Origin of the sequence: Chromobacterium vaccinii (genome assembly GCF_000971335.1) — a bacterium.
GTDB lineage: Bacteria > Pseudomonadota > Gammaproteobacteria > Burkholderiales > Chromobacteriaceae > Chromobacterium > Chromobacterium vaccinii.
This window is the reverse complement of record NZ_JZJL01000010.1, coordinates 1-19,027: the sequence shown is the minus strand read 5'-3', so window position 1 is coordinate 19,027 and position 19,027 is coordinate 1. Positions and strand designations below refer to the sequence as shown.

Annotated in this window: 23 protein-coding genes; 19 read left to right on the top strand and 4 right to left on the bottom strand. The window is 63.2% G+C overall.

The features are described 5' to 3' along the window. Positions 1-15: 15 nt before the first annotated feature. Positions 16-1,164 carry a bifunctional 2-methylcitrate synthase/citrate synthase gene (gene prpC / locus VL52_RS06910; protein WP_046156352.1) on the bottom strand — a complete coding sequence of 383 codons (1,149 nt, stop codon included), beginning with the start codon at positions 1,162-1,164 and terminating at the stop codon, positions 16-18. A 49-nt stretch (positions 1,165-1,213) separates the two neighbouring features. Beyond that, positions 1,214-2,092 carry a methylisocitrate lyase gene (prpB, locus tag VL52_RS06905; protein ID WP_046156351.1) on the bottom strand — a complete coding sequence of 293 codons (879 nt, stop codon included), beginning with the start codon at positions 2,090-2,092 and terminating at the stop codon, positions 1,214-1,216. 244 nt (positions 2,093-2,336) lie between these two features. Here prpB and rpoE point away from each other — a divergent pair, with 244 nt between their 5' ends. From rpoE to VL52_RS24440, 19 genes are all read left to right on the top strand, one after another. Beyond that, complete coding sequence (gene rpoE, locus VL52_RS06900; RefSeq protein WP_021478036.1) at positions 2,337-2,936, top strand: RNA polymerase sigma factor RpoE; 600 nt, start codon at positions 2,337-2,339, stop codon at positions 2,934-2,936. Positions 2,937-2,938: 2 nt separating this feature from the next. Then, positions 2,939-3,421: a sigma-E factor negative regulatory protein gene (locus tag VL52_RS06895; RefSeq protein WP_046156350.1), complete on the top strand. Its 483-nt coding sequence runs from the start codon at positions 2,939-2,941 to the stop codon at positions 3,419-3,421. A 68-nt stretch (positions 3,422-3,489) separates the two neighbouring features. Beyond that, the gene (locus VL52_RS06890) at positions 3,490-4,386 is read left to right on the top strand and encodes a MucB/RseB C-terminal domain-containing protein (RefSeq protein ID WP_052729191.1); all 897 of its coding nucleotides are present in this window, start codon (positions 3,490-3,492) and stop codon (positions 4,384-4,386) included. Between the two features lie 214 nt (positions 4,387-4,600). Continuing rightward, the gene (locus VL52_RS06885) at positions 4,601-6,013 is read left to right on the top strand and encodes a DegQ family serine endoprotease (protein WP_046156348.1); all 1,413 of its coding nucleotides are present in this window, start codon (positions 4,601-4,603) and stop codon (positions 6,011-6,013) included. After that, positions 6,010-6,249: a glutaredoxin family protein gene (locus VL52_RS06880; RefSeq protein WP_021478032.1), complete on the top strand. Its 240-nt coding sequence runs from the start codon at positions 6,010-6,012 to the stop codon at positions 6,247-6,249. The genes VL52_RS06885 and VL52_RS06880 overlap by 4 nt, the downstream gene beginning before the upstream one ends. Before the next feature lie 158 nt (positions 6,250-6,407). After that, entirely contained in the window at positions 6,408-8,201 is a 1,794-nt protein-coding gene (gene lepA, locus VL52_RS06875) for a translation elongation factor 4 (protein WP_046156347.1), read from the top strand. Further along, a complete protein-coding gene (gene lepB / locus VL52_RS06870) occupies positions 8,202-9,173 on the top strand; it encodes a signal peptidase I (RefSeq protein ID WP_046156346.1) in 972 nt (323 codons plus the stop codon). 40 nt (positions 9,174-9,213) lie between these two features. Next, the gene (locus VL52_RS06865) at positions 9,214-9,573 is read left to right on the top strand and encodes a DUF4845 domain-containing protein (protein WP_046156345.1); all 360 of its coding nucleotides are present in this window, start codon (positions 9,214-9,216) and stop codon (positions 9,571-9,573) included. 7 nt (positions 9,574-9,580) lie between these two features. Then, a complete protein-coding gene (gene rnc / locus VL52_RS06860) occupies positions 9,581-10,291 on the top strand; it encodes a ribonuclease III (RefSeq protein WP_186009472.1) in 711 nt (236 codons plus the stop codon). Then, positions 10,288-11,181: a GTPase Era gene (era, locus tag VL52_RS06855; RefSeq protein ID WP_021478027.1), complete on the top strand. Its 894-nt coding sequence runs from the start codon at positions 10,288-10,290 to the stop codon at positions 11,179-11,181. The genes rnc and era overlap by 4 nt, the downstream gene beginning before the upstream one ends. After that, complete coding sequence (locus VL52_RS06850) at positions 11,181-11,456, top strand: antibiotic biosynthesis monooxygenase family protein (protein ID WP_052729190.1); 276 nt, start codon at positions 11,181-11,183, stop codon at positions 11,454-11,456. Before era ends, VL52_RS06850 begins: the two co-directional genes overlap by 1 nt. Further along, complete coding sequence (recO, locus tag VL52_RS06845; protein WP_046156343.1) at positions 11,453-12,190, top strand: DNA repair protein RecO; 738 nt, start codon at positions 11,453-11,455, stop codon at positions 12,188-12,190. The genes VL52_RS06850 and recO overlap by 4 nt, the downstream gene beginning before the upstream one ends. Positions 12,191-12,215: 25 nt before the next feature. After that, the gene (gene pdxJ / locus VL52_RS06840) at positions 12,216-12,944 is read left to right on the top strand and encodes a pyridoxine 5'-phosphate synthase (RefSeq protein WP_046156342.1); all 729 of its coding nucleotides are present in this window, start codon (positions 12,216-12,218) and stop codon (positions 12,942-12,944) included. After that, on the top strand, positions 12,944-13,507 hold the full coding sequence (locus VL52_RS06835) for a metal-dependent hydrolase (RefSeq protein ID WP_046156341.1): 564 nt from the start codon (positions 12,944-12,946) through the stop codon (positions 13,505-13,507). The genes pdxJ and VL52_RS06835 overlap by 1 nt, the downstream gene beginning before the upstream one ends. Next, a complete protein-coding gene (gene acpS, locus VL52_RS06830) occupies positions 13,504-13,881 on the top strand; it encodes a holo-ACP synthase (protein ID WP_046156340.1) in 378 nt (125 codons plus the stop codon). Before VL52_RS06835 ends, acpS begins: the two co-directional genes overlap by 4 nt. 111 nt (positions 13,882-13,992) lie before the next feature. Further along, positions 13,993-15,081, top strand: a complete 1,089-nt coding sequence (gene nagZ, locus VL52_RS06825; RefSeq protein WP_046156422.1) for a beta-N-acetylhexosaminidase — start codon at positions 13,993-13,995, stop codon at positions 15,079-15,081. A 1-nt stretch (position 15,082) separates the two neighbouring features. Continuing rightward, positions 15,083-15,559, top strand: coding sequence for a hypothetical protein (locus tag VL52_RS06820; RefSeq protein WP_046156339.1), 477 nt, complete (start codon positions 15,083-15,085; stop codon positions 15,557-15,559). 4 nt (positions 15,560-15,563) lie between these two features. Beyond that, complete coding sequence (locus tag VL52_RS06815; RefSeq protein ID WP_046156338.1) at positions 15,564-16,331, top strand: competence/damage-inducible protein A; 768 nt, start codon at positions 15,564-15,566, stop codon at positions 16,329-16,331. A gap of 206 nt (positions 16,332-16,537) precedes the next feature. Beyond that, entirely contained in the window at positions 16,538-16,711 is a 174-nt protein-coding gene (locus tag VL52_RS24440; RefSeq protein ID WP_200895969.1) for a hypothetical protein, read from the top strand. Between the two features lie 53 nt (positions 16,712-16,764). On the opposite strand, the gene gmtX is transcribed toward VL52_RS24440, so the two are convergent. After that, on the bottom strand, positions 16,765-17,415 hold the full coding sequence (gene gmtX, locus VL52_RS06805) for a gamma-mobile-trio protein GmtX (protein WP_046156337.1): 651 nt from the start codon (positions 17,413-17,415) through the stop codon (positions 16,765-16,767). After that, on the bottom strand, positions 17,415-19,027 hold a 1,613-nt coding region (locus VL52_RS23815), incomplete at its 5' end, for a VPA1269 family protein (protein ID WP_200895968.1). The genes VL52_RS23815 and gmtX, both read right to left, overlap by 1 nt.

Genomic DNA, 19,027 nt, shown 5'->3' with positions numbered 1-19,027 from the left:
CGCTCGCTGCTTGCCTCAGCGTTTTTCCAGCGGGATGTAGGCCTGGTCTTCCGGGCCGATGTAGTTGGCTGAAGGGCGGATGATCTTGCCGTCCTGGCGTTGCTCGATCACGTGCGCGCTCCAGCCGCTGGTGCGCGAGATCACGAACAGCGGGGTGAACATCGCGGTCGGCACGCCCATCGCGTGGTAGCTGACGGCGGAGAACCAGTCGAGGTTGGGGAACATTCTCTTGACGTCCCACATCACGGTTTCCAGGCGTTCGGCGATGTCGAACATCTTTATGTCCCTGTTGCTCTTGGACAGTTCGCGCGCGACTTCCTTGATCACCTTGTTGCGCGGGTCGGAGATGGTGTACACCGGGTGGCCGAAGCCGATCACCACTTCCTTGCGCTCCACGCGGGCGCGGATGTCGGCTTCGGCCTCGTCCGGGCTTTCGTAGCGCTGCTGGATCTCGAACGCCACTTCGTTGGCGCCGCCGTGCTTCGGGCCGCGCAGCGCGCCGATGGCGCCGGTGATGGCGCTGTGCATGTCGGAGCCGGTGCCGGCGATGACGCGGGCGGCGAAGGTGGAGGCGTTGAATTCGTGCTCGGCGTACAGGTTCAAAGAGGTGTGCATCGCGCGCACCCATTCGGCCGACGGCTTGACGCCGTGCAGTAGGTGCAGGAAGTGGCCGCCTATGCTGTCGTCGTCGGTTTCGACGTCGATGCGCTTGCCGTTGTGGCTGTAGTGGTACCAGTAAAGCAGGATGGAGCCGAACGAGGCCATCAGGCGGTCGGCGATGTCGCGCGCGCCGGCCAGGTTGTGGTCGTCCTTCTCCGGCAGCGCGCAACCCAGGGCGGAGGCGCCGCTGCGCATCACGTCCATCGGGTGGGCGCCGGCCGGCAGCGCTTCCAGCACCGCCTTCACCGAGGCCGGCAGGCCGCGCAGCGATTTCAGTTTCTTCTTGTAGCCGGCGAGTTCCGCCTGGTTCGGCAGTTTGCCGTGCACCAGCAGGTAGGCCACTTCTTCGAACTCCGCCTTGTCGGCCAGATCCAGGATGTCGTAGCCGCGGTAGTGCAGGTCGTTGCCGCTGCGGCCGACGGTGCACAGCGCGGTGTTGCCGGCGGCGACGCCGGATAGTGCGACGGATTTCTTCGGTTTGCCGGTCAGAACCACTTCAGTCATGCAATTTCTCCTTTGTCAGACTTGGGGCGATGCCGCAGCCCTTGAATTGTTATTGCTTGCCGGCGGCGAACAGTTGGTCCAGTTTCTTTTCGTATTCGTGGTAACCCAGGTGGTCGTACAGATCCATCCGGGTCTGCATCTTGCCGACCACGGCTTGCTGGGTGCCGTCGCGGCGGATGGCGCCGTACACTTCCAGCGCGGCCTGGCTCATGGCGCGGAAGGCGGAGAGCGGATACAGCATCAAGGCGACGCCGTTGGCGGCCAGTTCTTCGGCGGTGTAGAGCGGCGTGGCGCCGAACTCGGTGATGTTGGCCAGCACCGGCACCTTCACCGCGTCGGCGAAGCGCTTGTACATGGCCAGATCGGTCATCGCTTCCGGGAAGATCATGTCCGCGCCGGCTTCGACGCAGGCGACGGCGCGTTCGATGGCGGCGTCCAGGCCCTCCACCGCCAGCGCGTCGGTGCGCGCCATGATGACGAAGCTGTCGTCGCGGCGGGCGTCGGTGGCCGCCTTGACGCGGTCTATCATTTCATCCTGCGGGACGATGGCCTTGTTCGGGCGGTGGCCGCAACGCTTCTGCTGCACCTGATCCTCGATGTGGACGGCGGCGACGCCGGCCTTCTCCAGGCTGCGCACGGCGCGGGCGATGTTGAAAGCGCCGCCCCAGCCGGTGTCGATATCCACCAGCAGCGGCAGATCGGTGATGTCGGTGATGCGGCGGGCGTCGATCAGCACGTCTTCCAGCGTGGTGATGCCGAGATCGGGAATGCCGCAGGACGAAGCGGCGACGCCGCCGCCGGACAAGTACAAGGCCTTGAAACCTGAGTGTTCGGCCAAACGTGCAGCGTAGGCGTTGATCGCCCCCACCACTTGCAATGGTTTTTCGGCGGCCACGGCCTGGCGGAAACGCTGCCCGGGAGTGCTCATGAAATGCTCCTGACGGTGGGTGTAATTAGTTGCCTGTCATTCAAGCAAGTGCTTGGTTGGAGTGTAAAGGCTCTAGAAAATGCTGGCAATAGTTGATAATCGGATGTTCAAGTTTCGCGCCGGGAGTGATATGTTTCGCAACGTCCTCGCCAGTGGGAACTCGGGCTTTAAACCGTGGTCTAGATCACAGTCCACGTAACGACCACATAGAACAGTGGGCAAACCAGGGAGCATAACAACGACTATGAGTGATCGGGACATCGATCAACAGTTGGTGGAACGTGCCCAGCGAGGTGAAAAAAGAGCTTTCGATCTGCTTGTTGCAAAGTATCAGCGACGTCTCGCCAGGTTGTTGTCGCGTTTCATACGCGACGGTTCTGACATCGAGGATGTGACGCAGGAAGCGTTTATCAAAGCGTATCGCGCTTTGCCATCATTTCGAGGTGAGAGCGCGTTTTACACATGGCTGTACAGGATCGGCATCAATACGGCCAAGAATTTCCTCAGCGCCAACGGGCGTCGCCCGGTGGTCAACAGCGAGATAGAGGACGAGGATGGCGAGAGTTTCGACATGGCGTCGCAAATTCCCGACATGAATACGCCCGAAACCGAGCTGATGAACAAGGAGATTCTGGCTACGGTCAATGCCGCCGTGGAGGCCTTGCCGGAGGAGTTGCGCACTGCCATCTCGCTTAGGGAGATGGAAGGGCTGTCCTACGACGAGATCGCCAGGGTGATGGATTGTCCGATAGGTACCGTGCGTTCGCGGATTTTCCGCGCTCGCGAGGCGATTGCTGCTGAGCTCAGGCCTCTGCTGGATACGGCCAAGAACAGAAGGTGGTAAGTATGAAAGAAACGATATCCGCACTGATGGACGGTGAACTGGACGGGCCCGATGCCGACAAGGCAATCGCCGCCATCGCCGGAGACAAGGATCTGGATGATGCCTGGGAAGGGTACCATCTGATCGGCGACGCCATGCGCGCCAATCGCCTGTCCTCGCTTAATGTGAGGAGCAAGGTGGCGGCTCGCTTGGCGGAAGAGCCGACGGTCCTGGCGCCGCGGCGCTGGACGCGTCCGCGCAAGGCGCGCACCGCGAGCGCGGTGGCGTTGGCCGCGAGCGTCAGCTTCGCAGCCGTCGTGGGTTGGCAGCAGCTGTCCCACCGCAACGCTCCGCCGTCGGCGATTGCCGATCGCGGCGTGCCGGTGCAGATCGCCAAGCCCGCCGCGGCGATGGATCAGGACGATCCCTATGTGCTGGCGCACCAGGAGGTGACCGCCGACCAGAGTGTGATGCGCGTGTCCTACGGAAACGGAGCTCGCCACTGATGCATGTCGTTCCTCTGATTGGTGTTTTGATGCTCGGGGCCGCGTGCGCGGTCCATGCGGAGGATGACATGCAGCTGCTGCGCAATGTCGGCAACGCCGGCAGGCAGCAGCCGCTGGATGGCACCTATCTGCATCAGATGAATGGCACGCTGGAAACTTTCCGCATCGTCCGTCAGGGACAGGGCGACAATGTGCGCGAAAAGCGCACCTCGCTGGACGGGCCGACGCGGGAGGTGGTTCGCAAGGGAAGGGGGCTCACCTGCTTCGCGCCCGACAAGCGCGCCTTGATGGCGTGCAAGATCAGCGCGATGCGGCTGTTCCCCGCCTTGCTGCCCGATGATCTGGACGATATCACCCGTTCCTACGTCCTCAAGCGCACCGGCTATGATCGCGTGGCCAAGAGAGACTGCCAGTGGCTGGATCTGCAGCCTCGGGACGCGCAGCGCTACACGATGCGGATGTGCATAGAACCCGCCACCTATCTTCCCTTGAAAGTGATGACCCTGTCGCCGCGCGGCGATGCGGTCGAGCAGTTCACCTTCACCGATGTGGAGCTGGGCGGGGCCAAGGATAAGCGGGCGTACGTCTCCAAGCTGTCGCAGCGTTTCCAGTTGCGTTCCAGCGCATCTGGGGGCAGCGAGGAAGCGGCTGCGCCGCAGGGCGAGCTGACCGGATTGCCGCAGGGCTTCCGGGTGCTGCGTTCGGTCCAGCGCGTGCTGCCCGGACAGGGCGGCAAGCCGGTCCGGCACATGGTGCTGAGCGACGGTCTGGTGATGCTGTCGGTGTTCGTGGAGCCGCCTCCGCCGGAGCACGCGCGCCTGGAGAGGGTGGGCAATCTGCACGGGGCGATCAACATGGCCACCAGCTACCAAAGCGACATGCAGCTGACCGCGGTGGGCGATATGCCGCAAACCGCGATGATGGCTCTGCTCAAGGGTTTGCATGTCAACGGCAAGGGGGAGTGAGCTCGTGCCGGGCAGGCTTTCCGGCCGATGAAGGTTTGACTGGCCATTTCCCATCGAAAGCATGCGGAAGTGGCCAGTTTTGCGTGATGCGTCCGCAAGGCGCGTCGCAAGGGAGCGTGAGGGGCGCGGCAAGGCGCCGCTTCCCGATCCGATGGTTGCACAGCCGGCGTCCGCCGGCCCATTCAGTCCACAACATTCCAAAGATGGAGCGCACATGTCGGTCAAAAAACTGATTGTTTCCGCAATGCTGTCGGCATCGATTCTGACCGCGGCGGTTCCTGTCGCCATGGCGGCGGAACTGCCGGACTTCGCCCAGATCGTCGAGGCCGAGGGCAAGGCGGTGGTCAATATCAGCACCACTTCCACGGTCAAGGAGACGGTTTCCGGCCTGCCGGAGGGCATGGAGGGGGATCCGTTCTTCGAGTTCTTCCGCCGCTTCGCGCCGCCGCAGCAGCGCGAGCATCAGGAGAGCTCGCTGGGTTCGGGTTTCATCATCTCGAAGGATGGCTACGTGCTGACCAATGCCCACGTGGTGGCCCGCGCGGACAAGATCACGGTCAAGCTGAACGACAAGCGGGAATTCCAGGCGCGGGTGATCGGTTCAGACGCCCGTTCCGATGTGGCCTTGCTCAAGATCGACGCCCAGAACCTGCCGGTGGTGCGGATGGGCGATCCGAAGAACCTGAAGGTTGGGCAGTGGGTGCTGGCCATCGGCTCGCCGTTCGGTTTTGAAAACACCGCCACCTCCGGCATCGTTTCCGGCAAGAACCGCATGCTGCCGGACGAGAGCGCCGTGCAGTTCATCCAGACCGACGCGGCGGTGAATCCCGGCAATTCCGGCGGCCCGCTGTTCAACCTGAATGGCGAGGTGGTCGGCGTCAACTCGCAGATCTACAGCCGTTCCGGCGGCTTCATGGGCATTTCCTTCGCCATTCCCATCGACACCGCGATGAATGTGGCCGACCAGCTGAAGACCAAGGGCAAGGTGACCCGCAGCCGCATCGGCGTGGTGGTGCAGGAGCTGAGCAAGGAGCTGGCCGCGTCCTTCGGCCTGGCCAAACCCAGCGGCGTGTTGATCAACGCGCTCGATCCCAAGGGGCCGGCGCAGAAGGCAGGCTTGAAGGCTGGCGACATCGTGCTGCGCATCAACGGCCAGACGATAGAGAACCGCGGCGACATGCAGCGCCTGATCAGCGACCTGCCGCCGGGCAAGGCCATTTCGCTGGATGTCTGGCGCAGCCGCGCGCAGACCAGCGTACGCGTGGTGCCTGACGAACTGGTGGAGGAGGATGCCCGCGTCGCCAAGCGCGAGTACCGCAAGCCGGGCGCGGAGGGCGAGCAAAGCCTGGCCCAGATCGGCCTGCGCCTGCAGGAGCTGAATCCGGTCCAGCTGCAGCGCGCCGGCATCGACTACGGCCTGCTGGTGCGCGGCGCCAACGGCGCGGCGATGCGCGCCGGCATCCAGCAGGGCGATCTCATCGTCGGCATCGGCAGCGATCCGCTGAAGAGCTTCGCCCAGTTGAAGGGCGCGCTGAACCAGGCCAAGAAGGGCAGCGCGGTCGCCTTGCAGGTGATGCGCCAGGGCGTGACGATGTTCGTGCCGCTGACCGTGGACGAAGCCAAGTGAAGCTGACGCTCTATTTTCGCGAATACTGCAGCTTGTGCCATCAGATGTTGGCCGAGCTCGGCCCCTGGCGAGAGCGCCACGGCTTCGAGCTCGAGGTGGTGGATGTCGATGCCGATCCGGCTCTGGAGGCCCGCTTCAACGAGTTGGTGCCGGTGTTGATGGACGGCGAGACCGAAATCTGCCATTGGCATCTGGACGGCGCGAGATTGGCTGCACATTTGGGCGAAATCGGCTAAAATCCGCGCCAGTGTGAGTAAAACCGGGGGCGCGCTGGTCGCGCCCCCGCTTGCTGATCGGCTTCCGGCCGCCGTCGGATCCGCAGGGATCCCCCGGAAGGGCTATCCGTCAGCAGCCCCGGGCACGCTAGCGTGCCCTTATCTTTTGCTGGAAACCGATGAAGAACATCCGAAATTTTTCGATCATTGCCCATATCGACCACGGTAAATCGACCCTGGCCGACCGCTTCATTCAGTTCTGCGGTGGTTTGGAATTGCGCGAGATGAGCGCCCAGGTGCTTGACTCCATGGACATCGAGAAGGAGCGCGGCATCACCATCAAGGCGCAGACCGCCGCCTTGACCTACAAGGCCCGCGATGGCCAGGTGTACAACCTCAACCTGATCGACACCCCGGGGCACGTGGACTTCAGCTATGAAGTGTCGCGCTCGCTGTCCGCCTGCGAGGGCGCGCTGCTGGTGGTGGACGCGTCGCAGGGCGTGGAAGCCCAGACCGTTGCCAACTGCTACACCGCCATCGAGCTGGGCGTGGAAGTGGTGCCGGTGTTGAACAAGATCGACCTGCCGGCCGCCGATCCCGAGCGCATCTCGCAGGAGATCGAGGACATCATAGGCATCGAGGCCGTCGAAGCGGTGCGCGCTTCGGCCAAGTCCGGCATCGGCATCGAAGACATCCTGGAGGAAGTGGTCAGCAAGATCCCGGCGCCGAAGGGCGACCCGGATGGCCCGCTGAAGGCTCTGATCGTCGACTCCTGGTTCGACAACTACGTCGGCGTGGTGATGCTGGTGCGCGTGATCGACGGCTCGCTGAAGCCCAAGGACAAGATCAAGTTCATGGCCACAGGCGCCGAGCACCTGTGCGAACAGGTGGGCGTGTTCACGCCCAAGTCGGTTCAGCGTCAAAGCCTGAACGCGGGCGAGGTGGGCTTCGTCATCGCCGGCATCAAGGAATTGAAATCGGCCAAGGTGGGCGACACCATCACCCTGGTGTCGAAGCCGGCCGCCGAGGCGCTGCCTGGCTTCAAGGACGTGCAGTCGCAGGTGTTCGCCGGCCTGTACCCGGTGGAAAGCCACGATTACGAAGCGCTGCGCGACGCGCTGGAAAAGCTGCAGCTGAACGACGCCTCGCTGAAGTACGAGCCGGAAGTGTCGCAGGCGCTGGGCTTCGGCTTCCGCTGCGGCTTCCTCGGCCTCCTGCATCTGGAGATCGTCCAGGAGCGGCTGGAGCGCGAGTTCGACATGGACCTGATCACCACCGCCCCCACGGTGAACTACGAAGTGGTGATGAAAGACGGTACGGTGGAGGTGGTGTCGAACCCGTCGCGGATGCCGGATGCCGGCAAGTATGAAGACCTGCGCGAACCCATCATCACCTCCACCATCCTGGTGCCGCAGGACTATGTGGGCGCGGTGATGACGCTGTGCAACCAGAAGCGCGGCGTGCAGCGCAACATGCAATACATGGGCCGCCAGGTGATGCTCACCTACGATCTGCCGATGAATGAAGTGGTGATGGACTTCTTCGACAAGCTGAAGTCCACCAGCCGCGGCTACGCCTCGCTGGACTACGAGTTCAAGGAATTCCAGAGCGCCGACCTGGTCAAGCTGGATGTGCTGGTCAACGGCGAGAAGGTCGACGCGCTGAGCCTGATCGTCCACCGCGCCTCCAGCGTGTACCGCGGCCGCGAACTGGTGTCGAAGATGCGCGAGCTGATTCCGCGCCAGATGTTCGACATCGCGGTGCAGGCGGCCATCGGCGGCCACATCATCGCCCGCGAAACGGTGAAGGCGCTGCGCAAGAACGTGCTGGCCAAGTGCTACGGCGGCGACATCACCCGTAAGAAAAAGCTGCTGGAAAAACAGAAGGCCGGCAAGAAGCGGATGAAGCAGGTTGGCAACGTGGAAATCCCGCAAGAGGCTTTCCTGGCGATTCTTCAAGTAGGGGACAAATAAGTGGGCGCAAACTTGTTCTGGGTGTTCTCGGCCGCGGTCGTGGTCGGCGTGTTGCTGATTTTGCTTGGCGGCAAGAAGCAGGAAGGCGCCAAGGATTGGCCGCAATCGGTGCAGTGGGGCTATCTGGCCCTGGTGATCGGCGGCTTCGGCCTGCTGTCAGACTACATGAGCTTCACCGCGGTAATGCTGGTGTTCGTCGTGATCACCGGCGCGGTGTGGGCGCTGGACAAGTGGATGCTGGCCAGGAAGCGCGCCGCCAGCGGCGCGCAGCCCGGCCATTTCGTCGATTATTCGCGCGGCTTCTTCCCGGTGATCCTGGTGGTGTTCGTGCTGCGCTCCTTCCTGGTGGAGCCGTTCCAGATTCCGTCCAGCTCGATGCGGCCGGGCCTGGTGGTCGGCGATTTCATCCTGGTGAACAAGTTTACCTACGGCGTCCGCGTGCCGGTGCTGAACAACGTGCTGGTGCCGGTCAACAAGGTCAATCACGGCGACGTGGTGGTGTTCAACTATCCGCCCAACCCCAAGGTGAATTACATCAAGCGCGTGATCGGCCTGCCGGGCGACACAGTCGAGTACCGCAACAAGCGCCTGACCGTCAACGGCAAGCAGGTGACCGATGTCGCCGACGGCACTTACGACTACATCGAGCAAGGCCTGGCCCAGATCACCGCGCAGCGTTTCCGGGAAAACCAGGGCGGCAAGTCCTACCATGTATTGAACAACGTCGAAGCGCCGGTGGTGGCGCTGAGCCAGGTGCAGGACTTTCCCTACCGCGACAATTGCCGCTACGATGACGACGGTTTCGTCTGCAAGGTGCCGCAGGGCAATTACTTCATGATGGGCGACAACCGCGACAACAGCTCCGACGGCCGCTATTGGGGCTTCGTCGACGACAAGCTGATGGTGGGCAAGGCCTTCATGATCTGGATGAATTTCACCCAGTTGTCGCGCATCGGCACCCGGATTCAGTAAAAACAATCAGGCCACGAGCGGCCATGACCTGGAGAAACGCATGAAGAAGCAGCAAGGCTTGTCGGTAATTGCGATTTTGTTGGTCCTGGCCCTCGTCGGCGCCGGATTGATGCTGGTGTTCAAGATCGTGCCGGTCTACACCGAGTACGGCGATGTCAAGAACGCGCTGACGGCCCTGTCCGCCGAGACCAATGTCGGCGAGCAGACGCTGCGGCAGGAGTTCGACGGCAAGGCCAACGTCTCCGGAGTCACTTCCGTCAAGGGAGAGAATCTGATGGTGGTGGCCGGAGCCGGCAGCAATTATCTGCGCGCGAAGTATCAGCGCGAGGTGCCGCTGTTCGGCAATGTCAGTCTGCTTTTCCATTTCGATACCCAGGCGGGTCAACCGCCTGCGCAATAACCATACCGTGACCCAGATAGACAATCGATTCCGGCGCCTGTCCCAGGCGCTGGATTACGCATTTCAAAAACCGGAATTGCTGCGCCAGGCGCTGACGCACCGCAGCTTCAGCAGCACGAACAACGAGCGCTTCGAATTCGTCGGCGACAGCATCCTCAATTACACCGTGGCCCGCATGCTGTATGACCAGTTTCCGCAGCTGACCGAGGGCGAGCTGTCCCGTCTGCGCGCCAACCTGGTCAACCAGAACACGCTGGCGGAAATCGCCCAGGAACTGGCGCTGGGCGACTACCTGTACCTGGGCGAGGGCGAGCTCAAGAGCGGCGGATTCAACCGTCCGTCCATCCTGGCCGACGCGCTGGAAGCCACTTTCGCCGCCGTCAGCTTCGACGCCGATTTCGCCGCGGCCGAGCAGGTGGTGCGCCGCTTGTACAGCCAGCGCGTCGCCAACATCGACACCACGCGCCAGGCCAAGGACGCCAAGACCCGCTTGCAGGAAGCGCTGCAGGCGCGCAAGCTGGCGCTGCCCAAGTACCGCATCCTGTCGCAGAGCGGCGAGGCCCACGAACAATGGTTCAAGGTGGAGTGCGATCTGGGCGAGCTGGCCCTGATCTCCACCGGCGACGGCGGCAGCCGCCGCGCCGCCGAACAGCAGGCCGCCGAAGCGGCGTTGGTCCTGCTGGAACAGAAACTCGCCGCAGGCAAGAAAAAATCATGACCGATACTCCCCAATTCCACTGCGGCTTCGTCGCCATCGTCGGCCGTCCCAACGTGGGCAAGTCCACGTTGATGAATCACCTGATCGGCCAGAAGATCAGCATCACCTCGAAGAAATCGCAGACCACGCGCCATCGCGTCACCGGCATCCATACCGAGGACACGGCGCAGTTCGTGTTCGTCGACACGCCGGGCTTCCAGACCTATCACAAGGGCGCACTGAACGAGGCCTTGAACAAGAGCGTGAAGGACTCGCTCGGCAGCGTAGACTGCGTGCTGTTCCTGCTGGAGGCGATGCGTTTCACTTCCGCCGACAAGGAAGTGATGGCGCTGCTGCCCAAGAAGACCCCGGTCATCCTGGTGGTGAACAAGCTGGACAAGGCCAAGGATAAACTGACCCTGCAGGCCTTCATCGACGAAGTGACCGCCGAGTTCGAGTTCGCCGGCGTCGAAGTGGTCAGCGCCAAGCACGGCCAGCGCCTGGCCGAGCTGTTGGATCAGGTGCGCCCGCACCTGCCGGAATCGATGCCCCTGTATCCGGAGGACATGGTCACCGATAAAAACGAGCGCTTCCTGGCCGCCGAGATCGTCCGCGAAAAGCTGTTCCGCTATCTGGGCGAAGAGCTGCCGTACGAAATGAACGTGGAAGTGGAAATGTTCGAGATGGACGGCGCGCTGCGCCGCATCCACATCGCGGTGCTGGTGGACAAGGAACACCAGAAGCCCATCGTGATCGGCAAGGCCGGCGAGAAGCTGAAGAAGATCTCCACCGAGGCCCGCCTCGATATGGAAAAGCTGTTTGACGGCAAGGTGTTCCTGCAGGTCTGGGTGAAAGTAAAATCCGGCTGGGCCGACGACGTCCGCTTCCTGCGCGAGTTCGGTTTGAACTGATGACGGTATTGGACAGGCCCCCGGCGCAGGCTTGCTGGGCGGCGAACCTTTCCGGCGACGGCGCGGCGGCAGAGCTGTCGCGCTGCGCGCTGAGGCTGGCGGAAAGCCAGCCGGGCTGTCTGGGCGTGACCACGGAGGACCGGGTCACGTATTGGGACAGCGTGGAGGCCATCGCCGCCTGGCGCGCCCGGGTGGAGCTGCTGGCCCGCCAGCGGCTGGGGCGCGGCGCCGAGACCGTTTCCATCCAGGTGAGCCGGCGGGGCGTGACGGCATGAGCCAGCCGGGCAGGGTGGACAAGCAGCCGGGTTATATCCTGCATACCCAGCCGTATCGCGAGACCAGCCTGCTGCTGGAAGTGTTGACCCGCGACCATGGCCGTTTCAGCCTGGTGGCGCGCAGCGCGCGCCGGCCCCGGTCCGATCTGCGCGGGGTGCTGCTGCCGTTCCAGCCGCTGACCTTGTCGTGGTTCGGCAAGAGCGAGTTGCGCACGCTGCACGCGGCGGACTGGGACGGCGGGGTGCGGCAGCTGACCGGGCTGCCGCTGGTCTGCGGCTTTTATTTGAACGAATTGATGATGAAGCTCACGGCGCGGGACGATCCCGAGCCGCGGGCTTTTGCCGTTTATGACCGGGCGGTGCGGGAGCTGGCCGGCGCCGCGTCGCTGTCGACGGCCTTGCGCCGCTACGAGCTGCGGCTGGCCCAGGTGCTGGGCTATGCGCCGGCGCTCGGCCGCGACAGCCGCGGCGAGGCGATTGCCGCTGATCGCCATTATCTGTGCCGCGACGCGGCGATGCCGGAGCCGGATGAGCATCCGGAACTGGCGCCGGTCGGCCGCGCCGTCAGGTTGCCGGGCGAGGCCTTGCTGGCGATAGACGCCGACGACTACGCCCAGCCGGATACCCGCGGCCACGCGCGCCAGCTCAGCCGGGTATGGCTGTCCGCGCTGCTGGGCGACGAGCCGCTGGCGTCGCGCCAACTATTGCAGGCCATCCAGTCCCTTTCGGACTGATGGCGGGAAGACAAGGGGGATGAAAATGATTTTGTTGGGCGTAAACATCGATCACGTCGCCACGCTGCGCCAGGCGCGCGGCACTCGCTACCCGAGCCCGGTGGAGGCTGCGCTGGTGGCCGAATCCAGCGGCGCGGACCTGATCACGCTGCATCTGCGCGAAGACCGCCGCCACATCCAGGACGCGGACGTGAAAGCCATGCGTCCGGTGCTGAAGACCCGGATGAACCTGGAAATGGCGATGACGCCGGAAATGCTGGCGCACGCGCTGGAGGTGGCGCCGGAAGACGTGTGCCTGGTGCCGGAAAAGCGCGAGGAAGTCACCACCGAGGGCGGCCTGGACGTGCGCGGCCACTACGCCGACGTCAGGCATTACACCGGCAAGCTGGCCGAGGCCGGCATCCGCGTGTCCATCTTCATCGATCCCGACCGCGAGCAGATCCAGAAGGCCTACGACGCCGGCGCGCGCGTGATCGAACTGCACACCGGCGCCTACGCCGACGCGCCGCACGCCAGGGAGCGCGAGGCCGAGCTGGTCCGCATCCGCGCCGCCGCCGAATTCGGCGCCAGCCTCGGCATGGTGGTCAACGCCGGCCACGGCCTCAACTACCATAATGTGAAGCCCATCGCGACCATCCCGCAGATCGCCGAGCTGAACATCGGCCACGCCATCGTCGCCCATGCGCTGTTCGTCGGCTTCCCGCAGGCGGTGCGCGAGATGAAGGCGCTGATGGAAAGCGCGCGCGTCCGCTGATGCCCACCGTCGTCACCCACGCGCTGGCCGGCGCCACCTTGGTTGCCCTGGCCAGCCGCAAGCCAGTCTCCACGCCCGGCATGTTGCCGTGGCTGGCGCTGTGCGGCGCGGCCGCGATGCTGCCGGATCTGGACGTGGTCACCTTCAAGCTGGGCATCCCTTACGCCAGCCCATGGGGGCACCGCGGCTTTTCGCATTCGCTGGCGGCAGCGGCGGTTTGCGCCGGCCTGCTGGCCTGGCTGTGCCGCCCGTTTTGGCTGCGGGTGGGCCTGAGCGCCGCGTCGGCGGCGTTGTTGCTGTTTCTGTCGGTGGCTTCGCACGCCGCGCTGGACATGATCTGCGACGCCAGCTTCGGCCCGGCGCTGTTCATGCCCTGGTCCGATCATCGCTACCTCAGCGGCTGGAAGCCGATAGAAGGCGCTCCGATCGGCCTGAAACGCTGGTTCGGCCCCAAGGGCGAGCGAGTGGTCCAGACCGAATTCGTCTATGTCTGGCTGCCCTGCATGGCGCTGTGGGCGGGGCGATGGCTATCGTTGCGCCATGCCGGCGAGGCGCGCGCATGATTTACGGCATCGGCACCGATCTGGTGGAAATCGCCCGGATGGAGGCCTGGTGCCGGCGTTGGGGCGACAAGGCGGGACGGCGGCTGCTGACCGCGGCCGAGCAGGCCGAGTTTGCCGCCCATGCCGAGCCGGCGCGCTTTCTGGCCAAGCGCTTCGCCGCCAAGGAGGCCTTCGCCAAGGCGCTAGGCACCGGCGTGGTGGCGCCGGCCTTGCTGACCGCGATAGGCGTGGCCCACGACTCGCTCGGCAAGCCCTTGTTGGCGCTGTCCGACGAATTGGCCGCCTTCGTCGCCGCGCGCGGCGTTGCGCGCATGCATTTGTCCATCAGCGACGAGCGCGGCCACGCTCTGGCCTTCGTCGTGCTTGAATCGTAAGGCGGGAGATCGCCTCTCGCGCGACAGGCGCGGGAACGGTCGGCGCTCCGCGCTTGTCTTTGCAATACCCGGGGCGGCTATGCGCGCCCCGCAATGGTCGAGGATGAAACCATGACCCAAACGACTTTGAATCTTCCGCGCGGCCCGGTGATGGTGGACATCGCCGGCTGCGCGCTGACCGAGCAGGAACGCGCCCGGCTGTCCCATCCGCTGGTGGGCGGCATCATTCTGTTCCGCCGCAATTTCCAGAACATCCAGCAGCTGCGCGCGTTGACCGCCGAGATCCGAGCCTTGCGCTCGCCGCATCTGTTGATCGCCGTCGATCACGAGGGCGGGCGCGTGCAGCGCTTCCTGGACGGCTTCACCCGCCTGCCGCCGATGAGCGTGCTGGGCGAGGCCTGGGATCAGGATCAGGACGAGGCGCGCAAGCTGGCTGAAACGGTGGGGTATGTGCTGGCCGCCGAATTGTCGGCCTGCGGCATCGATCTATCCTTCACCCCGGTGCTGGATCTGGACTGGGAGCGTTGCGCCGTGATCGGCAACCGCTCCTTCCACCGGGATCCGGAGGCGGTGGCCGAGCTGGCCGAAGCCTTGCAGCAGGGCCTGGGCCGCGGCGGCATGATGAGCTGCGGCAAGCATTACCCCGGCCATGGCTATGTGGAGGGCGACAGCCACCACTTGATGCCGCAGGACGACCGCAGCCTGGCCGAGATCGAACGCGACGACCTGGTGCCGTTCGCCCGCCTGGCCGAGGCTGGCATGGGCGCGGTGATGCCGGCGCACGTGCTGTATCCTTCAGTGGACAGCCAGCCGGCCGGTTTCTCCAAGGTTTGGCTGACCGACATCCTGCGCGGCAAGATCGGCTTCGACGGCGTGATCTTCTCCGACGCGCTGGACATGGCCGGCGCGGCCGGCGCCGGGACTTATGTGCAGCGCGCCGACGCGGCGCTGGCGGCCGGCTGCGACATGGTGCTGGTCTGCAATCAGCCGGAAGAGGCCGACACGATGCTGGCGGCGCTGCTTCCGCCGCCGCAGCCCAAGCTGGCCGAACGCCTGGAGCGCATGGCGGGCAAGAGCCGCGCCGAGGATTGGCAGCGGCTGATCGCCACGCCTGACTTCGCCGCCGCCCAGGCCGTGGTGAAGCAATTGGCGATGTCCAAGGACGCGCTGGCCGGCCCGCAGGTAGGCGAGGCGCACTGAGATGCTGCCCGCCAGCTTGCGGGAACTCGACGCCATCCGCGACCAGTGCCGGGCGATGGTCAACGGCAGGGCGGCGCTGTCCGCCGGCGCGTCGGCCTTGCCGGCTCCCGGCATCGATGTCGCCGCCGATGTGGCCATCCTGCTGCAGCTGATCCCGGCGATCAATCAGCGCTTCGGCGTGGCGCCGGAGCAGATCGCCGGTTACGACGCGGCGCGCAAGCAGATGCTGTATCAGCTGATCCGCCGCGCCGGCGGCGCGCTGTTGGGGCTGGAAGTCACCCGCACGCTGCTGGCTTCGGTGGCCAGGCGGGCCGCCGGCCGCTGGGCTGGAAAGCAGGCGCTGAAACTGGTGCCGGTGCTGGGCTGGGCGGCCAACGCGGCGATAGGATTCGCCGCGATGCGCTATGTCGGCAACAGCCATATCGACGATTGCTACGCTGTCTGCCGGCGCATGCTGGAGCAGGGCGGGAAGGAGTAGAGCCATGCAAGCCGGCGCATTGATCATCGGCGACGAACTGCTGTCCGGCAAACGCCAGGACAAGCATCTGCAGACCTTGATCCGCATCCTGGCCGCGCGCGGCATGAAGCTGGCTTGGGCGGAATATCTGGGCGACGATCCCGCCCGCATCGAAGCGGCCTTGCGCCGCGCCTTCGCCGGCGGCGACCTGGTGTTCAGCTTCGGAGGCATCGGCGCCACGCCGGACGACCATACCCGGGCCTGCGCCGCCCGCGCGCTGGGCGCGCCGCTGGAGCTGCATCCGGAGGCCAAGGCGCTGATCGAGGGGCGTTTCGGCGCCGACGCCTACCCGCACCGCATCCTGATGGGCCATTTTCCGCAAGGCGCCGCCATCATTCCCAATCCGGTCAACCAGATCGCCGGCTTCTCCTGCGGCAGCGTCCATTTCCTGCCCGGTTTCCCCAGCATGGCCTGGCCGATGGCGGAGTGGGTGCTGGACACCCATTGCCGCCATCTGTTCAACGATCAGCCGGATGTCGAGCGATCCTGCATTGCGATCAAAGCCCGGGAGGGAGACCTGATCGGTCTGATGCAGGACTTCACCGTCCGCTATCCGGCCCTGAGGCTGTCCTGCCTGCCCAATTTCGGCAGCGAGGAGATTCCTGAAATGCACATCGAATTCGGCTTCGCCGGCCAGCCAGCGTTGGTGGAGATCGCCATCGACGAATGGGTGAAGGCGTTGCAGGCGCTGGGCTATGAAGTGAGGGCCAAAAATCCGCAAGCGGAGAACTAACGCCCAAAAATTCATTTCTAATTTTAACGCCGATATAATGGCCGCCCTGGCCGAAAACAGCCCGCGGGAACTGGAAACAGTTCACGCGGCTTGTTGTTTGGGCTGACAGGATCGATATCCGGCGCGATTTGCAGGCTTTATTGCGAACCTTTTTGAGAGCGGCCGGGTCCGATCCGAACATCCATCGTTCTTTAAAGAGAAAATACATGAGAGCCATCCTCTATCGCGCCGCGCGTCCGGAAGACGTGCCGGCTTGCGTCGTCATCCGCGGCCAGACCCGGGAAAACGCCATTTCTGAAACCAGGCTGAACGAGCTGGGCATCACTCGTGAGAACTGGGCGCAAAGCGTGCGCGCGGGCGAATTTGCCAGTTTTTGCTAGTAGAAGCTGTAATAAACATGAAGGAACATGGATTTAACCATGTTCCTATCACATTAGAAGTCAGCGACGTGCTGAACGGTCTTACGGATCGCCGTGACAAATCCAGCGCGGAAGACAACTTGGCCGGTCTCAGTGAGTACGCGGCCGGCTTGGTCTATGCTCCAACCCCAGTGTTCCAGGGTTGCCGGGCTGATTGCCGCCTCCAGCGCCGTGACCTCTTGCAAGGACAGGAACAGACCATCTGCATGTGCGTGCGGCACGTGCTCGCCGCTGTCCAAGCCAAGTTCCAATACGGCTGTCTTGTTGGCCAGGTGGCGGGCGGCGAGCAGCTGAGCCCGTAGTGATTCCATCTCGGCCAACAGCAGCTTGACCCGTACCTTGAGCACGGGGTCGTTCACGCCCTCCAGCAGTGCCTCGGCCTCTGATGGTGCCGGTTCCCGCTTTTTGCGATCCTGACCATTCACCGAGGCGGCATAGGTCTTAATCAGGGCGCGGTAGTCCTCACCAGGCTTGTTGCGGATCGCAGCGGCAGAGGGGCCGCCACGCTCGGCGGACAAGCGACCAATGGTGGCGACCGAGAAATCCGAACTCCCCCGCTGCGTCTGCTCCACGCAGATCGTCAAGATCAATCTGAGAGACTGAGCCTTCCGAGGCGAGGCTAATTGGCAGAGCTGTTCGATAAGCTCGTTAGGGGTATTGCTCATCACTCAGCCTCCGCCGAAACGAATCTTGGCGTTTCGCCATTTTCATGTTGGACAATTAAGCTTGCCAACTTGATTGGTGTGCCAAGCCTACCGGTGAGCAGAGAATCCACGTCATCAGCCAGACCGGCCGCAGCGAGCATCCGTGTACCATCAACTAAACGATTCGACTCTACCACCCCAAGTCGTGCATAAAGGAAGTTGACCAACTCATTCCCCACGGCTATCGCTTCACCTTCAGTTAATGCCGCAAAAACGGGGCGGCGATCATTGCGTGCGAGCATTGCGTCGAGAAGCCACCCGCGGCGTAGACTTGCTACCGGAATGTTGGCGGCCGGATAAACTGTCGCGTGCTGGCAGATCGTATTGTAGAGGTCGAATGGCGTGCACTGACCAAGTGCGCTCGTGATTTCGCCCAGATCTTCGGAAGCCAATAGGCGAATGCCACCTGAAGTTGTCCCGGTCGGCCGCTGTACAGCCAGCAAGGCCTTGGAACGCTCTACCATGGCGAAAGTGGCATGCCAATTGTGGGCCACCTCATCAAGTCGATTCATCGCTTGCTCTCTGCGTTGGTAGAGAGCATCGAGACGCCGATATTCAGATGAATCATTGGCCTCACGGGAGAATAGATTGTCTTCAATCTCGCTGATATCAGCCTGCATCTTCCGTAGCCGTTCACTACAGTCGAGAACATCCATCCCGATAGAATTGAAGTGTGCAACCAGCCCTGCCAAGAATGCCGGGCCCGTAAGGAAATATCTGCAGCGCACACAGTTACGAGGGCCACCCGGAGTTGGTTGAAAATCATTCCTGCCATTCTCGCCTGTTAGCTTTGGTCCTCCTGTATGACACATCGCACCTCCCACTGGGCATATGCCAAGGTCGCCGATAATCCACCCTCCAGCCGAGTGCTCTTGGAGCGCTCGCAAACCAACCCGGTCATTGAAAGCAACTACGGACTCGGCTGCGGCAACATTGCAATCCTGAAGGAAACGGAGGTAATTCTCCTGCTCACGTTCCATCATTCTGGCCTGGGCTTCAGCCATCTGCTGAGAGATATAGGCAGGTCCCTGTTTGAGGTAGTATAGAGTCATCAATATCGAAGCGTGACCGGCCACGCACTTGCTCAAAATCGAGAGTGGCAATCCACCCTCTACCGATAGCGCGGTAAGGATCGATACGCGTAGCGAATGCAGATCGAAGACGGGAGCCAGCGGCAATCCGGTTGGCCCACGTTTTTCGATGAACAGAATTGGCTGACCGTTTGGAAGGGTTTCACCCCGCAGGGCGACCCGACGTTCCAGTTCGTCAAGCAAACGATACCAGTAGTTCTGCATCCGGCTAATATCGACTGGGTATTCAGGCCGACTTCGGCTGGCATCTCGGAACAGAAAGCAGCTTTCCCCTCTGGCCGCAAGCTGTGCTTTGGTGTGGCTGCGAATCACACTTGACATGTGTAGATCGGACCATTTTGTTGCAACTCTTAATGGGTTGTATTTTACCTGCCAGTCTCGTAAGGACGCATAAAGGGCAATAACTTCATCATGCTGCCAAGGAATCTCATAGCCCTTGTCTGTCAGGTCTTTGAATCTGTCCGAAGTCTTGTTAGTGTTTA

Excerpts from the sequence above, each read along its gene's own strand:
- VL52_RS06815 (WP_046156338.1), top strand. The coding sequence starts at position 15,564 with ATGCAAGCCGGCGCATTGATCATCGGCGACGAACTGCTGTCCGGCAAA.
- VL52_RS06865 (WP_046156345.1), top strand. The coding sequence starts at position 9,214 with ATGAAGAAGCAGCAAGGCTTGTCGGTAATTGCGATTTTGTTGGTCCTG.
- VL52_RS06890 (WP_052729191.1), top strand. The coding sequence starts at position 3,490 with ATGCAGCTGCTGCGCAATGTCGGCAACGCCGGCAGGCAGCAGCCGCTG.
- prpC (WP_046156352.1), bottom strand. The coding sequence starts at position 1,164 with ATGACTGAAGTGGTTCTGACCGGCAAACCGAAGAAATCCGTCGCACTA.
- recO (WP_046156343.1), top strand. The coding sequence starts at position 11,453 with ATGAGCCAGCCGGGCAGGGTGGACAAGCAGCCGGGTTATATCCTGCAT.
- era (WP_021478027.1), top strand. The coding sequence starts at position 10,288 with ATGACCGATACTCCCCAATTCCACTGCGGCTTCGTCGCCATCGTCGGC.
- VL52_RS24440 (WP_200895969.1), top strand. The coding sequence starts at position 16,538 with ATGAGAGCCATCCTCTATCGCGCCGCGCGTCCGGAAGACGTGCCGGCT.
- nagZ (WP_046156422.1), top strand. The coding sequence starts at position 13,993 with ATGACCCAAACGACTTTGAATCTTCCGCGCGGCCCGGTGATGGTGGAC.
- VL52_RS06820 (WP_046156339.1), top strand. The coding sequence starts at position 15,083 with ATGCTGCCCGCCAGCTTGCGGGAACTCGACGCCATCCGCGACCAGTGC.
- gmtX (WP_046156337.1), bottom strand. The coding sequence starts at position 17,415 with ATGAGCAATACCCCTAACGAGCTTATCGAACAGCTCTGCCAATTAGCC.
- VL52_RS06885 (WP_046156348.1), top strand. The coding sequence starts at position 4,601 with ATGTCGGTCAAAAAACTGATTGTTTCCGCAATGCTGTCGGCATCGATT.
- VL52_RS06850 (WP_052729190.1), top strand. The coding sequence starts at position 11,181 with ATGACGGTATTGGACAGGCCCCCGGCGCAGGCTTGCTGGGCGGCGAAC.
- acpS (WP_046156340.1), top strand. The coding sequence starts at position 13,504 with ATGATTTACGGCATCGGCACCGATCTGGTGGAAATCGCCCGGATGGAG.
- VL52_RS06835 (WP_046156341.1), top strand. The coding sequence starts at position 12,944 with ATGCCCACCGTCGTCACCCACGCGCTGGCCGGCGCCACCTTGGTTGCC.
- prpB (WP_046156351.1), bottom strand. The coding sequence starts at position 2,092 with ATGAGCACTCCCGGGCAGCGTTTCCGCCAGGCCGTGGCCGCCGAAAAA.
- pdxJ (WP_046156342.1), top strand. The coding sequence starts at position 12,216 with ATGATTTTGTTGGGCGTAAACATCGATCACGTCGCCACGCTGCGCCAG.
- rpoE (WP_021478036.1), top strand. The coding sequence starts at position 2,337 with ATGAGTGATCGGGACATCGATCAACAGTTGGTGGAACGTGCCCAGCGA.
- lepA (WP_046156347.1), top strand. The coding sequence starts at position 6,408 with ATGAAGAACATCCGAAATTTTTCGATCATTGCCCATATCGACCACGGT.
- VL52_RS06895 (WP_046156350.1), top strand. The coding sequence starts at position 2,939 with ATGAAAGAAACGATATCCGCACTGATGGACGGTGAACTGGACGGGCCC.